We start from the raw sequence: 15,358 nt of genomic DNA, 5'->3' as shown, positions 1-15,358 counted from the left end.
CATTCGATGGCATGCAGCCACACAGGCTGCGAGACGACGACTGGGAGGGCCATCGTGGACCACGCTGCGACGATGCGGAACACCTATGAGCTGATCAGCGCCGGAGACATCGCAGGGTTCGGCGACCTGGTCGCTGATGACTTCGTCGAGCACCAGGGCGGTCCGGGGTTTCCTGCCACCAAGGCGGGCACGCTGGACTTCTTCCGCGCCCTGCTGGAGGCGTTCCCTGACCTCCACATGAACGTCGAGGACGTGGTCGCCGACGGGGACAAGGCCGTCGCCCGGGTCACGACGACGGGAACCCACCGGGGCGACTTCATGGGAATCCCGCCCACGGGCAGCACCGTCGACATGCAGCTCATCGACATCATGCGGTTCGACGGAGCCGGCCAGGTCTGCGAGCACTGGGGGGTCGCGGACATGCTGTCACTCATGCAGCAGCTCGGCGTCGTCCCCGCCGACGCTCCGGCCTAGCCCTGCCCGCGGAATGGCCGGCGACGGAGTCATCACATCGCATGCAGAGCCTCGCGTTCGCCGTACTCCTGCCGCCTGATCAGACCGGGGCGAGTGTCGAATCGCTCACCTCATGTTGGGCGGGTGCACGTAAGGAGGCCTTCCAGGACGCCCGGCGCCGCGCGGGCATCGTCCGGGAGTCGGTCTGGATCCAGTCCGCCCCGGGCGTTGATCTCGCCATCGTCCACCTGGAGGCCGACGACCTCGACATCGCGCTCACAGTACTGGCGACCTCGGCCGAGCCCTTCGATCGCTGGTTCCGTGACGCCGTCCGCGATGTCTACGGCATGGCCCTGGCAGAAGGATTCAGGGCGCCCGCCCTCGTGCTCGATCTCGACGCGAACCGAACTCAGCCTTGAGAAGGGCATGAGACATGTCATCCGTTGGCGGTGGCCCGCCGCCGTCGACGAGCACGACGAACGTGGGGATCAGGACGTCGAGGATGACCGCACCGGCCGCACCGGCGGCCGCGACGACTGCAGACAAGGACCACAGCCGACGGCGCGTCGACGATGACGCCGCGGTGAGATGTTGCTGTGACCCTTCGACCTGTCCATCGTGCGCATGATGCGGATTTCCCGGCGTCCAGCACACCTCTTCTGCCCGCTGTCGAGCACCGGCCCTGCGGTGCACATCTGAACGGCCGACCCGAGTTGGCCACTCCCCGGGGGCCTCGGGGCCTCGAGGTGGATGACGCCACGCTCACAACACCGAATGTCGAGTGCTCAGACCAACAACGGTGGTAGGGGGATTACTGCCAACAAGGCGTTACGGGGGTGTTGCAGCCCCCCCATTCCCCGGAACTCCAGCGTAAGAGGAACTTCACTCACCGTTTTGTTACAAGGGACATGCGCAGACGTAGCCGCACCGCAACCCGTAAGAGTTCAACTTCAAGGGCTAGCTGTTCGGGCCAAACCAAATGCCATCGTCGTGAGCGTTCGCGAACACAAAAATGTAGTCACCAGGCGAACTCTCGGGGAACTCACTTAGGTGGAAGCAATGTCGAATGCTTCAATACGCGGATCGCAACGCCTCGCCGCGGCGTTCGCAGCAACGATCCTCGCGCTCTCTTTCTTGACCTCCACGCTATTCACATCGGCGCCGGCGTCCGCGCACGCCCACTTGGTCGAGAGCTTTCCGCGCGCCGGCTCCGTGCTCGCCGCCCGCCCTTCGGAGGTGGTGCTCACCTTCGACCAGCCGATCCAGGCATTTCCCGGCGCCAACGGCATTGTGGTGACCGGACCAAAGAGCAGCCACTGGCCGTGTGGTCCTGCTCGCATCGACGGGAACACCCTGACCGCCTCGATGAGTGAGGTGGGGCGTCACGGGCGCTACCAGATCGACTACCGGGTGCTCGGAGCAGACGGTCACCCGATCACCGGGTCAGTGCCAATCCGGATCCAGCGGGCTGCGTTCTCCGCGTCCCCCAAGTCCACCAAGTCCACCAAGACCACCAAGTCCACGAAGTCCACCAAGCCCGCCAAGCCCGCCAAGTCCACCAAGACCACGAAGTCCACCAAGCCCGCCAAGTCCACCAAGACCACCAAACCCGCCGCGTCCGACGTTTCCCCGATGGCGGCGTTCGACGTGGACCAGCCGCATGGTCTGGCAGCGATGCCCACGTGGCTGTGGATCGCGCTGCTGGCCGCGCTCGCGGTGTACGTCGGGGCCGCCGTCCGTCGCCGGACCGGACACCCGGCGGATGCGCGATGAACGATCGTCCCCGGCTCCTGCATGCTTCGGCACTCGTCGGCGCGAGCCTCGTCGCGCTCGCCGTCGGGATCCTGGTCACGCTGCCCGAGCCGGTCGTCGGCATTCCCGAGCCGTCGCTCGTGGTGCGCACCGGGATCCCGCTGCTCCGCTGGATCGCCAACGTGTCCGCGATCGGAGCCGTGGGCGCCGTGCTCGTGTCGGTGCTTCTGGGTGCGGCTGGTCGCGACCGCGCTCCGGCCCTGGCCCGACGTGCTTCAGCGGCGGCGGTGAGCGCCGCAGCGGTGTGGGCGGTCGCGGCGGTCCTGGGCCTCTGGTTCAACGCCGCGGAGCTCTCGCTTCGTCAGCTCTGGCTTCCGGTCGGCGGCGTGCTCGACTACGGCCGAGACGTCAGCCTAGGTGTCGCGCTGCTCACCAGCGCCGGGTCGGCGGGAGCGTTGACCGCCTACTCCGCTGCCCGGTTGCGGCGGCCGTCGCTGCCGCCGGCACTGGGCCTGCTGATCGCGCTGCCGGGCCTGACGGCCGTGTCGATGAGCGGGCACGCGTCGCAGGCTGCGCAGCCGTGGCTACTGATGACGGCCACCGCCCTCCACGTGTGCGGAGCGGCACTCTGGGTGGGCGGACTGGCAATGACCTCTCTGATCGTCGCCATCGACCGGCAGGCCCTGGCCGTCGTTCTTCCCCGGTTCTCACATGTCGCCGGGGCGAGCTTCGCGCTGGTCGGGGCCAGCGGCCTGTTGCTGGGAGCGGCCCGGCTGACCGGCGACGTGACCCCGTCCCTCGGACAGGCGGTCGACGCATTGACGGGGACCGGCGCCGGCTGGCTCGTCATGGGCAAGCTCGCCTGCATCGTCGTGCTGGGCTGCTCGGGGGCTTACATCCGGGCTGCGATCGTCGGCCGGGTGGCGCGCCAGCAGCCCACGCCACTGACCGCGTGGGCCGGGCTCGAGCTCGGCGTGATGGCGGTCGCGGTCTCGCTGGCCACGGCGCTCGGGCGTCCCCTCTAGATCTGGCCGCCGTCCCGGTAACCGTAGGTAGGGCCGGCACGGTCTCTCCTCATCAATCCAGTTGATATGGACCTTTCGGACGCTCGTAGAAGGGCGTTGGGATTTGTCGCGACAACGCAACGTGAGAGTCAAGCGGATCTCACCTTTTCTGTATCTGTTGACAACGGACATGCGATCGCTTGTCGCCTCATTTTCTCCGCCGCCTTGAAAGTGAGGAGCATTTAACGACCAAGTAGCACTCAACGTCCCGGGCATTTAACAAGCACATGATTTGCTGGTCCTATCTCCACGGGGAAGGGGAATTGTCACAGTGGAGCTCGGAAATGAAGGTGGGAAAAGAGAGGCAATTCTCATGTCTGAATCAGCCCCCCAAGGCTTCTTGGGGTCCAGGAAGCGACGGAGGCTCGCCGCAGTGGCCGTGGTGGCGGCCTCGGCGATCACAGCAACGAGTCTGGTCACGATGCCGGCAGAAGGCCACGAGCAGCCGATCGGGGTGGGCCCACTCCCCATCAACTTCGACCTGACCGACGAGAACGGAGGATGGTTCGACTCCGGTCTCGACCTCTTCGGCAGCAAGTCCCTCGCGGTCGCCGTGCTCCCCCGGGTCGGCGCACCCGCCGTCGGTGGCCCGGCGCTGCCGGCCGACGCGTCGTTGGTGGAGAACCTCGTCGGCGGGCTCGGCACCGCCCGCGGGGCGGGCGCCCCGTCCGACCCGCTGTCCCTCGACTCGACCCTGGCCACCGTGCGGGGCATCGCGAAGTCCTCGCCGGAGGCGGCAGGCAAGGCCGCCGAAGCCGCGACGCTGATCGGCCAGCTCAAGGCGACCGTCGCCGGCATGCCTGCGGGCACGCCGGTCGACCTGACGTCGCTGCCGGTCGGCGTGGACCTGATGGGTGTCCTGGCCTCCCTCGAGGAGTTCGCGGTCGAGGGGCCTCCGGTCACCGTCACGTTCAACGTGGACCCGGCCAAGTCGGAGGGAATCCGCAACCCGATCGGGCTGATCGCCCCCGAGGGGGCGGACGAGTTCCCGTACATGGACGCGGGAGGCGCCTTCTTCGGCGAGAAGACGATCCAGCTCACCGAGCCGGGGCTGTACGCGTTCACCGACTCGGTCGCGCCCTACATGCTCGGCGCGGTCGTGGTCGACGACCCGCTCACGTTGGGTCTCGACTTCGGCGAGAAGCTGGTGGTCAACGGCAAGCCCCAGGCCGTTCCGTCCAACGCCGACATCATCCAGCGACTGGTGAACGCCTTCTTCACCATCACCAACCCGAACAACTGGCAGCAGTTCAGCGCCACTGAGGACGTGTCCTGGAACCCGGTCCAGCCCCCCGCCCCGATCCTGCAGTACGACGCAGACGGCAGGCCGGTGCTGATCCCCAACCTGGACGCGTACTTCGACCAGAAGTTCGGGTACCCGAAGACGCTGAAGGCCTTGAAGGCGCCGACCACCCCTGGTGTGGGCGAGGTGTGGATCGCCACTCAGATGGAGGACTTCGCAGGGAAGGAGAAGCACGGCTCCATCACCAAGATCAACGTCGAGGACTGGACGATCGATCGGAAGATCGCAGCCCCCGGGATCAACATGAACAACGTCCACAACATGTGGGCGAGCAAGACCTATCGGTACCTGTACGGCAACGAGTGGTTCGACAACGAGACCGACGTGTTCAACCGGAAGACCGGCAAGTTCGTACGGAGCCTCGAGGTCGGGCCCAACCCGGCGCACGTGATGACCCGTCCGGACAACGGCAACCTCACGATCGGCGTCAACGCCGGGACGGACATCGTCGAGGCGTCACCGGGCGCCAAGAAGGTCGTTCAGCGCGTCCACGCCGACCCGGAGGGCGGCATGACCCCACACCCGCACGCGCACTGGACGAGCCATGACGGCAAGACGGTCGTCGCGCCGAACACGATGACCAATGAGGCCGTGATCGCCAACCTGGACACGGGGACCGTCAGGCACAAGCCGGTCGGGGCGTTCCCGATCGCCACGTCGATGACGCCGAACTCGAAGAAGGCGTACCTGTCCAACTTCCTGGGCATGAGCGTGTCGTGTGTGTCATTGAAGAAGAAGAAGGCCGCGTGTGCGACCCCCGGCGGCGGTAAGGCCAAGACCTCCACGATCGACCTGTGGGAGAACTACGACCCGCAGACCGGTCCCGAGGCGGGCAAGTCGTGGGGCGGACTGACCATCCAGCTCCCGGTGAGCCCGGACGGCAAGGCGCTGCTGGCGGTGAACACCCTGTCCCAGACGGTCAACGTGATCGACCCGAAGACGAACAAGGTGATCAAGGACCTGCCGTGCAACGCCGGTTGCCACGGCGCCAACTTCGGCGCCAAGCGGGGTGGCGGCTACTACGCCTACGTCTCCAACAAGTTCTCCAACGCCATGCAGGTCATCGACATCGACCCGAACAACGACGGCGACATCTCGGATGCCGCCATCGCCGGCCAGCTGCCGCTGGGGCCGACGTCGGACACCAAGATGGACGACGAGCTCGTCGCCCATCCCGGTCAGGGTGGACAGGGCGTCCTGCCACTCCCGCTGGTCTACAACGGCTGGTCACAGAAGATCCCGAAGGCCTGGCGAAAGGGTCTGACCTGCGAGCAGATCAACCCGATCAGCAAGTCGGCCTGCTGATCACCACGTGACACCACCGACGGTCCGGGGCTGCGCAGCGCGGCACAGCCCCGGACCGTCTCTGTCGGGCCCGTAGGGGCCATGATGTCCGGGATGTCCAGCCACGCAGTCCCGGTTCAGCTCCAGCCTGAGCCGCCGGAGCCGAGGAGCCCATGGTGACGACGACCAGGACCGACGAGTCTGTCGCGAAGCGCAGCAGGTGGGCGTTCCTCACCGACGGGCCACCGGTCCGCAAGCCGGTGTTCTTCTCAGCGGTGGTCGGAGTCCTGGTCATGGCGACCTGGGCGATCCTCGCCCCCGACCAGGCCGAGCGGGTCATCGGCGAGGCGGTGGCCAGGGTCGTCGACTGGTTCGGCTGGTTCTACGTGGCGCTGACCACGGCAGTGCTGGTCTTCGTGATCTACCTGGCCGTCTCTCGCCACGGCTCGGTCAGGCTCGGTCCCGACGACTCCAAGCCGCAGTTCTCCACGTTCGCCTGGACCGCGATGCTTTTCGCCGCCGGGATCAGCACCGACGTGATGTTCTACGCGGTGGCTGAGCCCGTCAGCCAGTACATGGTGCCCCCGAGTGGCGACCCCGAGACCGTCTCCGCGGCCCGCGAGGCGACGGTGTGGACCCTGTTCCACTACGGGATCTCCGGCTGGGGGCTCTACGCGCTGATGGGGATAGCGCTGGGCTACTTCACGTACCGGATGAACCTCCGGCTCGCGGTGCGCTCAGCGCTCTACCCCATCTTCGGGCGGCGCGTCGACGGCGGCCTCGGTCACGCAGTCGACACCGCCGCCGTGCTCGGCACCATCTTCGGGGTCGCGACCAGCCTCGGCATCGGGGTGGTGTTCCTCAACCAGGGGCTCAATGTCTTGTTCGACGTGCCCGTCGACCTCGGCGCCCAGATCGCACTCGTGGTCCTCGCCGTCGCGATGTCCGCTGTCTCGGCCACGACCGGCGTCGACAAGGGCATCCGCTTCCTGTCCCAGCTCAACGTCACCCTGGCGCTCGGCCTCGCCGCCTGGGTCCTCCTGACGGGTCGGACGAGTCTCATCCTCAACGCCGTGGTCATGAATATCGGCGACTACGCCCAGACCTTCCCCCGCAAGACGATGGAGACCTTCGCGTTCGAGGGGGCGACCGAATGGATGTCGCTGTGGACCCTGTTCTTCTGGGCCTGGTGGATCACCTGGGCATCCTTCGTGGGTCTGTTCCTGGCCCGGATCTCCCGCGGCCGGACGATCCGGCAGCTGGTCGCCGGGACGATGATCATCCCGTTCTCCTACATCCTCATGTGGGTCTCGATCTTCGGCAACGCCGCCCTCGACCGGATCCGGGGAGGCGACGACGCGTTCGCCGAGACAGCGCTGGCCTCGCCCGAGTCGGGCTTCTACGCACTGCTGGAGGACTACCCACTGTCCGGCGTTGTTATCGCCGTCTCGGTGTTCGTCGGCCTGCTCTTCTACGTCACCTCGGCCGACTCGGGCGCGCTGGTGATGGGCAACCTCTCGTCCGAGCTGCGGTCGGCCCAGGACGACGCGGCCCCCTGGCTGCGCATCGTGTGGGCCGCGGCCACCGGCCTGCTGACCATCGCTGTGCTGGCCGCGGGTGGGATCTATGCCCTCCAGTACGCCACGGTGATCTTCGGCCTGCCCTTCGCATTCGTCATCGTGCTGGTCATGCTGAGCCTGCACAAGGCACTGAGGGCCGAGCTCCGGCGCACCGGGGCCGCACCACACGGGCTGCCGATCGTGACGAGGGTCCGCGCTCCGGAGGCCGGTACGGATCACACGGCCGAGTCGTTGTGGAAGGCCCGCCTGGCGCGGGCGGTCAGCTTCGTGGACGTCGAGGCCGCGACCGCCTACCTCGACGCCGTGGTGCGACCCGCCCTGGAGGAGGTGGCCCAGGAGCTGGAGGACCAAGGGGTGCCGACCCACGTCACCCGGACGCCCGAGGCCGGCGTGGTGGGCGACCTGGCGCGGGTGGAGCTGCACACCCTGGGGGACGACCCGTTCGTCTACCGGGTGCAGGTCAGCGAGTCACCGGTCCCGACGTACGGCGGCCGGATGATCGGCGACCGCGACCAGTACGCCCGTCTGGAGGTCCACACCGCTGAGGGTGGACAGGCCTACGACGTGATGGGCTACTCCACCACCCAGGTCATCCACGACTGCCTCGACCACTACGAAGGGCACCTGGAGTCCCTGCGGCTCGGGTGACGGCCACCGGCCGACCCGGCCAGTGAGATCGGACGGGTAGCGGTGGCCGCTGCTGGTCTAGCCTGCTGTGACAGCGAGCGAAGGAGACCGATGTCCACGCAAGCCCAGCCGTCCGGCGCCTCCCAGGAGCAGCGTTCACGGGGCCACTTCACCAGCCGGAAAGTGTTCATCCTGGCGGCGATCGGGTCCGCCGTGGGCCTGGGCAACATCTGGCGGTTCCCGTATGTCGCCTACGAGAACGGGGGTGGTGCGTTCGTCATCCCCTACCTGGTGGCACTGCTGGTGGCCGGGCTGCCCTTCCTGCTCCTCGACTACGGCATCGGGCACCGCTATCGCGGCTCCGCCCCCCTGTCGTTCAGGCGTCTCGGCGGCGCGACGGCCGAAACCCTCGGCTGGTGGCAGGTCGGGATCTGCTCGGTCATCGCCATCTACTACGCGGTGATCATCGCCTGGGCGGTGCGCTACACGTTCTTCTCGATCGACAAGTCCTGGGGCTCGGCCCCGGACGAGTTCTTCTTCGGCGACTTCCTGGAGATGGCCTCACCCGGCATCGGGCTCGACTTCGTCGGCGGCGTGCTGTGGCCCTTGTTGCTGGTGTGGGTCGCCGTCGTCGGGGTCATGGTGGCCGGCGTCCAGAAGGGCATCGGCGGGCTCTCGGTGGTGTTCATCCCGCTGCTGGTCATCGCCTTCCTGGCGCTCGTGGTCCGGTCGCTGTTCCTGCCGGGAGCCGGGGACGGGCTCGATGCCCTCTTCACTCCTGACTGGGGCGCGCTCACCGACGCCGGGGTGTGGGCGGCGGCGTTCGGCCAGATCTTCTTCTCGCTGTCGGTCGGCTTCGGGATCATGATCACCTACGCCTCCTACGTGGGTCGCAGGACCGACATGACGGGGTCCGGCCTGGTGGTCGGACTGGCCAACTCGTCCTTCGAACTGCTTGCCGGCATCGGGGTGTTCGCCGCCCTGGGCTTCATGGCACAGGCCAACGGGGTGGCCGTCGACGAGGTGGCCACCTCGGGCCTCGGCCTGGCCTTCGTCGCGTTCCCGGCGATCATCTCCGAGGCTCCGGCAGGAGCTCTGATCGGTGTGCTCTTCTTCGGATCGCTCGTGGTGGCAGGCCTCACCTCGCTGGTCAGCGTCATCGAGGTCGTGATCTCCGCGGTCCGCGACAAGCTGGACCTGGGCCGGGCCGCGGCGTCGCTCGTCGTCGGAGGGCCGGCCGCGGCCGCCAGCATCCTGCTCTTCGCCACCACCACCGGCGTGCCGATCCTGGACACCGCCGACCACTTCATCAACCGCTTCGGCATCCTGCTGGTCGCCGTGGTCAGCATGCTCGCCGTCACGTGGGTCTACCGCGACCTCGACCACCTGCGGGACCACCTCAACAGCACGGGATCGGTGCAGCTGGGCAGCTGGTGGCTCGTGCTGGTGGGCGTGGTCACCCCGGCTGCCCTCGTCTACGTCCTGATCGACGAGCTCAGGGCCGTGCTCGACGAGCCGTACGGCGGCTATCCGGACTGGCTGATCTACTGGATCGGCTGGGGCTCGGCGGCGCTGGTGGTCGTGGTGGCCCTGGTGCTCGCCCGGCTCCCCTGGCGGCGCACCGTCGACCTGACCGCACCAGCTGAGGAGGTCTCCCGATGACGACATCCGCCATCGTCATGATGCTCGTCGCGATGGCGGTGGTGTGGGGTGGTCTCGCGCTGGCCATCCGCAGCCTCAACCGCACCACCCGCGAGGAGCCGGACGAGGTCCACCGCGACCTGTGACCTAAGGAGCGGTGGGAGTCGTGGGCATCTGGCCGGGCTCGGCACGTTTCGCCAGCTGGATCTGCTCGTAGACGTGTGCGCGCAGCTCGGTGAAGCGCGGCATCGAGCGGGTCGTGAGCTGGTCGCGCTCGGCGGGCAGGTCGATCGTCAGATCCTCCTGGACGACCGTCGGCCGGTTGGACAGCACCAGCACCCTCTCCCCGAGGTAGACCGACTCGTCGATGTCGTGGGTCACGAAGAGCACCGTCACGCCCAACCGCTTCCACACCTCGCGGATCAGGTCCTCCAGGTCGGCCCGCGTCTGTGCGTCCACCGCGGCGAACGGCTCGTCCATCAGGAGCACTTCCGGCTGGTAGGCGACCGCGCGCGCGATGGCGACGCGCTGCTGCATGCCACCCGAGAGCTGCCATGGGTAGGAGTCGGCTGCGTCGGTGAGACCGACCGCCTCCAACGCCTCGTCCACCAGGCGGCGACGTTCGGGCTTGGCGAGGCGCGCGTTCTTGAGCGGGAGCTCAACGTTGGCGCGCACCGTCATCCACGCGAACAGGCTGCGGCCGTACTCCTGGAAGACCACGGCCATCCCCTTCGGAGGGCCCGTGACCGGGACACCATCCAGGGCGATCTCACCCCCGCTGGGTTCGAGCAGGCCGGCGATGCAGCGCAGGAGCGTCGTCTTGCCGCAGCCGGAGGGACCGACCAGGCACACGAGCTCACCTCGGCGCAGGTCGAACGTCAGGTCCCGGATCGCCTCCACTCCCCCGGAGTCCGACCGGTACACCTTCTGCAGCCCGCGCACCGACAGGGTGACGTCATCGGCCATGTTGGACCTCTCTCTGACCGTGGTACCAGGCAAGCACCCGGCGTTCGGTCACCTGGAAGACGAAGGACACGGCGAGTCCGAGCAGCCCCAGCAGGAGCACGCCGCTCCACATCTCCGGGACCGCGAAGGTCCGCTGGAACGTCACGATGGTGAAGCCGAGCCCCGAGGACGACGCGAACATCTCGGAGATCACCATGAGGATCAAGCCGACCGACAGTGCCTGCCGGATACCGGTGAAGATCCGCGGGGCAGCCGCCGGAAGCAGCACGAAGCGCAACCGGGTGAAGCCACTGATCCGGTAGGTGCGGGCGGTGTCGCGCAGCACTGGGTCGACCGCGCGGATCCCCTCCACCGTGTTGAGCAGCACCGGCCAGATCGCACCCGAGACGATCACCAGGATCTTCATCGAGTTGTTGACGCCGACCACCAGCATCAGGACGGGGACCAGGACCGGGGGCGGGATCGCCCGGAAGAACTCGAACAGCGGCTCGGTGAAGCGGCGCAGCCACCTGACCAACCCGATGGGGACGCCGAGCGTGATGCCCAGGGCGATGGCGAGCGCGGTGCCGATCGCGAAGCGCGCGACGCTCGGCAGCACGTCGGAACCGAAGCGGTCGCCGAACCAGGTGTCGACGAACGTCGTCCACAGCTCGTCGGGCGTCGTCACGTAGAAGTTCGTCGTGTCGCGAGCCGCCACCCACCACCCCAGGACCAGCAGCAGGGGCAGGCCGACGACGTAACCGCCCTGGACCAGGATCTTCGGAGCCCTCCTCACAGCGGAACCTCACCGCGGACCGAGACGTGCCAGGACAGGGTGGCGCGTTCGACGGACCGGGCCAGCAGGTTGATGGCGATCCCGATCAGCCCGGTGACGATGACCAACGCATAGACCAGGGGGACCGCCCCACCCGTCTTGGCGAGCGCGATCTGCTCGCCCAGCCCGCCACCCCCGATGACCAGCTCACCGGTGATCTCGAGGATCAGGGCGACCGCCGCGCCGAGGCGAAGGCCGGTCATGACATACGGGAGCGCGGTCGGCCACACCACGTGGCGGATCCGGGCCAGCCGGCCCAGCCCGAAGCTGCGTGCCGTGTCGTCGGCGACCGGATCGACGTCGACGGCGCCGTACAGAGTCTGGATGAGCACCTGCCAGAAGGTCGCGTAGATGACGAGCAGGAGGGTCGCGCGCATCGAGGTGCCGTACAACAGGACCGCCGCCGGCACCAGGGCCACCGACGGGATCGGACGCAGGAACTCGATCGTCGAGCGGGTGGTGAGGCGCAGGAACCGGCTCATGCCGATCACGACGCCCAGCACCGTCCCCGCAGTCGCCGCGATCGCCAGCCCGACCGCCCAGCCCCGCAGTGTGTAGGCCACCGCGGACCAGAGCCGCGAGGTCCCGAAGGCGTCGACCAGTGACCCGAACACCTCCGTCGGCGGGGGCAGGTAGCGACTGTTGACCACTCCCGCCCTCGACACTAGCTCCCAGATCGTCAGGAACGTCAGGATGCCGGCGATCCCGAGGAGGAGGCCGCCCAGGTCACGCCGAGGGGCAGCGGCCATCAGGCGTACTGCCGGTAGATGGCCTCCGCGACGCAGGCAGGCTTGGCACTGCCCTCGATCTCCACCGTGAAGCCCACCTGCATCTGCACGCCGCCAGGGATGTCGTCGACGTCGCCGACCTTGCCGACCAGTCGGATCTTGGAGCCGACCGGCACCGGGGCCGGGAAGCGCACCTTGTCGAGCCCGTAGTTGACGCCCATGGAGACACCTTCGATCCTCAGCAGCTCGTTGAACAGCGGGATGATCAACGACAACGTCAGGTAGCCGTGGGCGATGGCGACACCGAACGGCCCCTGGGCGGCGCGCTCCGGGTCGACGTGGATCCACTGGTGGTCGTCGGTGGCGTCGGCGAAGGTGTCGACACGCTCCTGGGTGATCTCGAGCCAGTCGCTCGCGCCGAGGTCGGAGCCGGAGAGGGCCTTGATCCCCTCGATGCCGGTCGCAGTGATGGTCATGGCGTGCCTTTCGAGGGCGAGGTCGGTGACGAGTCAGGCACCTTGGGCGCAGGGATCCCGTAGGTCTCGGCCTGGTCGCCAAGGCTCGACGCCCACTCCGCCGCGATCGCGTCCGCGCTCCAGCCGCCGTCATGGAAACGCACGACCTTCTCGCTCGGATGAGCCCAGAGGGCGAGCCGGTCGCCTCCGATGCCGATGGCCTGGCCGGTCACTCCCTTCGCGGCGTCCGAGGCGAGGAACACCACGAGCGCAGCCACGTCCTCGACGGTGCCGAGGCCCTCGTCCTTGCGCAGCCACTCCGGGAACGGGCTCCCGGTGCGTTCTGCCTCCTCGATGACGGGGCCGAAGGCGGGAATGGTCTTGGTCATCTCGGTGGCGGCCACTGGGACGATGGCGTTGACGTCGATACCGGACCTGGCCAGCTCCATCGCCCAGGTGCGGGCGAAGGCGACCACGCCGGCCTTGGTGGCCGCATAGTTGGTCTGCCCGAAGTTGCCTCGCTGCCCGGCCGGAGAGGAGACGAGGATGATGCGGCCGCCCCCGTCCTGCTCGCGCATGCGCACGGCGGCCGCCCGCGCACAGGTGAACGTGCCGCGGAGGTTGACCTCGACCACGGCGTCGAAGTCCTCGTCCGACATCTTCCACAGCACGCGGTCGCGCAGGATCCCGGCGTTGGTGACCATCACGTCGAGGCGGCCGTGGGCGTCCACCGCGTGGCCGACGATCTCGTCTGCGGCTCGAGCGGTTCCGACGGCTGCCACGACCCCGCTCGCGGTCCCGCCCTGAGCCCTGATGGCCGCCACCACCTCGTCCACCGCCTCGGCCTGCAGGTCGTTGACGACGACCGCGGCTCCGGCCGCCGCCAGCGCCTCGGCGTAGGCGCGGCCCAGGCCGCGGCCACTCCCGGTCACCACGGCGACCTTGCCGTCCAGATCCATCCCGAGACTCCACATCGTTCAACTTCTGAACGATGACCGTAGGCATCGGGTCAGCGGTCGTCAAGGACCAGCGACCGGTATCAGTCGGGCTCGCTCGCGTGCACGACGACCGAGAGCATCTGGTGGAGCAACGCCCTTTCGGGCGGTGTGAGGTCGCGCAGCGTGCGATCGAGGGCGCCGTCCGCGAGCTCGCGCGCCTTGGCCCAGCGCCTCTCGCCCTCCTCGGTGGGACACACGAGCCGGGCTCGCCGGTCCTCGTCGTCCTGCCGCCGCTCGACCAGGCCGTCGCCGACCAGGGTGTCGACGAGGGCGACCATCTGGCTCGGGTTCAACCGCAGCTTGTCGGCCAGGTTGCGCTGGTTGACCCCACCCGTGCGGACCACGAGCTCGAGGATCGAGAACGTCCGGGCGCGCAGCCCGACCGCGTCGAGAACCGCGTTGGCGTTGCGGATCGCCATGGCGCCGGCGACCGACAGCAGAAGCCCGGTGTCGCCCAGGGTCTCGATGGCCGGGTCCTCGGTGTCACCGATGCTCATCGTCGCCTCCTCGTCGCCTGTGCCCGGGTCGCCATCGTGCCATCCGGCCACACAGCCGCACGGCCGCAGGGGCCGCTCCCCCGACCCTCGCCATCTGCCGACAGGATGTCAGAAACGTAATCGTTGACATTCTGAACAACCTTGAAGATGCTGTGACACACGGCACACTCGGGAGGACGACATGAGGCGAATCCTCACAGCGCAGGCCCTCGCACTTCTTCTGCTCCCCGCGCTCTACGGCTGCGGCGACGACAACGACGGGGGCGACGACGACGGCGGGATGCGCACCGTCACCGTCGGCATGCTCCCGATCGTTCCGACGGCGGCGATGTACGCCGGCATCGAGGAGGGCTTCTTCGCAGACCACGACATCGAGCTGAAGATCGAGACCGGGCAGGGGGGCGCCGCCCTGCTCCCCGCGGTCATGTCGCAGGAGCTCGACTTCTCGTCCAGCAACCCGGTCTCCTTGATCACCGCGAAGGAGCAGGGACTGGACGTCCGGGTCATCAGCAACTGGTCGACCGAGAAGGACACGCCCGAAGAGGCCGTCAACGCGGTGGTGGCGAAGGCGGACTCCGGCATGGACAGTGCTGCGGACCTCGAGGGCAAGACGGTCGCCATCAACACCCTGCGCAGCATGGGCGATCTGGTGATCCGCGAGGCGGTCCGCCAGGACGGCGGCGACCCGGACGCCGTCACGTTCATCGAGCTGCCGTTCCCGGACATGCCGGCCGCCCTCGCCGAGGGCACCGCTGACGCGGTCTGGGTCCCCGAACCATTCATGGGCGGACTGGTGGCCGAGGGCAACGTGATCGTGACGACGCCGTGCGCGCTCGCCGTGCCGGGCATGGCACTGCAGCTGATGTTCACCTCGGGTGCGCTGGTCGAGTCCGACCCCGACCTGGTCGCGGACATGACCGCTGCGCTCAACGAGACGCTGGAGTTCGCCGAGCAGAACCCCGACGCCGTGCGGGCGCAGATCACCACGGTCAACCCGAACATCCCGGAGGAGGCGGCTGCCAACCTCCGGCTCGAGGGCTTCGGCACCGACCTGCACATCGAGGAGACGACCCGGGTCGGCGAGCTGATGCTGGACGAGGGCTGGATCGAGGAAGAGCCGGACATCGAAGGGCTCTACGAGGGCGCCGAGTAGTCACCACGGACGGGGCAGAGACGATGACGAAGCGAATGCTCCC

General features: G+C 68.1%; 15 protein-coding genes. 9 read left to right on the top strand and 6 right to left on the bottom strand.

The features are described from left to right. The first annotated feature begins 72 nt into the window (after positions 1-72). From ACYVC6_RS16830 to ACYVC6_RS16795, 8 genes are all read left to right on the top strand, one after another. On the top strand, positions 73-474 hold the full coding sequence (locus ACYVC6_RS16830; protein WP_460715586.1) for an ester cyclase: 402 nt from the start codon (positions 73-75) through the stop codon (positions 472-474). 41 nt (positions 475-515) lie between these two features. Continuing rightward, on the top strand, positions 516-872 hold the full coding sequence (locus tag ACYVC6_RS16825) for a hypothetical protein (protein WP_460715584.1): 357 nt from the start codon (positions 516-518) through the stop codon (positions 870-872). A 640-nt stretch (positions 873-1,512) separates the two neighbouring features. Continuing rightward, on the top strand, positions 1,513-2,226 hold the full coding sequence (locus tag ACYVC6_RS16820; protein WP_460715583.1) for a copper resistance CopC family protein: 714 nt from the start codon (positions 1,513-1,515) through the stop codon (positions 2,224-2,226). Continuing rightward, a complete protein-coding gene (locus tag ACYVC6_RS16815) occupies positions 2,223-3,230 on the top strand; it encodes a copper resistance D family protein (protein WP_460715582.1) in 1,008 nt (335 codons plus the stop codon). The genes ACYVC6_RS16820 and ACYVC6_RS16815 overlap by 4 nt, the downstream gene beginning before the upstream one ends. A 460-nt stretch (positions 3,231-3,690) precedes the next feature. Next, positions 3,691-5,877, top strand: coding sequence for a YncE family protein (locus tag ACYVC6_RS16810; protein ID WP_460715580.1), 2,187 nt, complete (start codon positions 3,691-3,693; stop codon positions 5,875-5,877). Between the two features lie 155 nt (positions 5,878-6,032). Next, positions 6,033-8,084, top strand: a complete 2,052-nt coding sequence (betT, locus tag ACYVC6_RS16805; RefSeq protein ID WP_460715579.1) for a choline BCCT transporter BetT — start codon at positions 6,033-6,035, stop codon at positions 8,082-8,084. 90 nt (positions 8,085-8,174) lie between these two features. Continuing rightward, the gene (locus tag ACYVC6_RS16800) at positions 8,175-9,725 is read left to right on the top strand and encodes a sodium-dependent transporter (RefSeq protein WP_460715578.1); all 1,551 of its coding nucleotides are present in this window, start codon (positions 8,175-8,177) and stop codon (positions 9,723-9,725) included. Beyond that, positions 9,722-9,850 (top strand): methionine/alanine import family NSS transporter small subunit, encoded by a 129-nt coding sequence (locus ACYVC6_RS16795; protein ID WP_460715577.1) that lies wholly within the window; start codon positions 9,722-9,724, stop codon positions 9,848-9,850. Before ACYVC6_RS16800 ends, ACYVC6_RS16795 begins: the two co-directional genes overlap by 4 nt. A gap of 1 nt (position 9,851) precedes the next feature. On the opposite strand, the gene ACYVC6_RS16790 is transcribed toward ACYVC6_RS16795, so the two are convergent. From ACYVC6_RS16790 to ACYVC6_RS16765, 6 genes are all read right to left on the bottom strand, one after another. Continuing rightward, positions 9,852-10,670, bottom strand: coding sequence for an ABC transporter ATP-binding protein (locus ACYVC6_RS16790; RefSeq protein ID WP_460715576.1), 819 nt, complete (start codon positions 10,668-10,670; stop codon positions 9,852-9,854). After that, positions 10,660-11,445 carry an ABC transporter permease gene (locus tag ACYVC6_RS16785; RefSeq protein WP_460715575.1) on the bottom strand — a complete coding sequence of 262 codons (786 nt, stop codon included), beginning with the start codon at positions 11,443-11,445 and terminating at the stop codon, positions 10,660-10,662. The genes ACYVC6_RS16790 and ACYVC6_RS16785 overlap by 11 nt, the downstream gene beginning before the upstream one ends. After that, positions 11,442-12,233 carry an ABC transporter permease gene (locus tag ACYVC6_RS16780; RefSeq protein WP_460715574.1) on the bottom strand — a complete coding sequence of 264 codons (792 nt, stop codon included), beginning with the start codon at positions 12,231-12,233 and terminating at the stop codon, positions 11,442-11,444. The genes ACYVC6_RS16785 and ACYVC6_RS16780 overlap by 4 nt, the downstream gene beginning before the upstream one ends. After that, the gene (locus ACYVC6_RS16775; protein WP_460715573.1) at positions 12,233-12,688 is read right to left on the bottom strand and encodes a MaoC family dehydratase; all 456 of its coding nucleotides are present in this window, start codon (positions 12,686-12,688) and stop codon (positions 12,233-12,235) included. Before ACYVC6_RS16775 ends, ACYVC6_RS16780 begins: the two co-directional genes overlap by 1 nt. Beyond that, the gene (locus ACYVC6_RS16770) at positions 12,685-13,626 is read right to left on the bottom strand and encodes an SDR family oxidoreductase (protein WP_460715572.1); all 942 of its coding nucleotides are present in this window, start codon (positions 13,624-13,626) and stop codon (positions 12,685-12,687) included. The genes ACYVC6_RS16775 and ACYVC6_RS16770 overlap by 4 nt, the downstream gene beginning before the upstream one ends. An 80-nt stretch (positions 13,627-13,706) precedes the next feature. Further along, complete coding sequence (locus ACYVC6_RS16765; RefSeq protein WP_460715571.1) at positions 13,707-14,162, bottom strand: MarR family winged helix-turn-helix transcriptional regulator; 456 nt, start codon at positions 14,160-14,162, stop codon at positions 13,707-13,709. A gap of 181 nt (positions 14,163-14,343) precedes the next feature. On the opposite strand from ACYVC6_RS16765, the gene ACYVC6_RS16760 reads away from it, so the two are divergent. After that, positions 14,344-15,315: an ABC transporter substrate-binding protein gene (locus ACYVC6_RS16760; protein ID WP_460715570.1), complete on the top strand. Its 972-nt coding sequence runs from the start codon at positions 14,344-14,346 to the stop codon at positions 15,313-15,315. Positions 15,316-15,358 lie beyond the last annotated feature (43 nt).

The sequence above is a fragment of the Nocardioides dilutus genome (genome assembly GCF_054779555.1).
The sequence above is the reverse complement of the archived record's forward strand: the minus strand, read 5'-3'. Positions and strand labels throughout refer to the sequence as shown.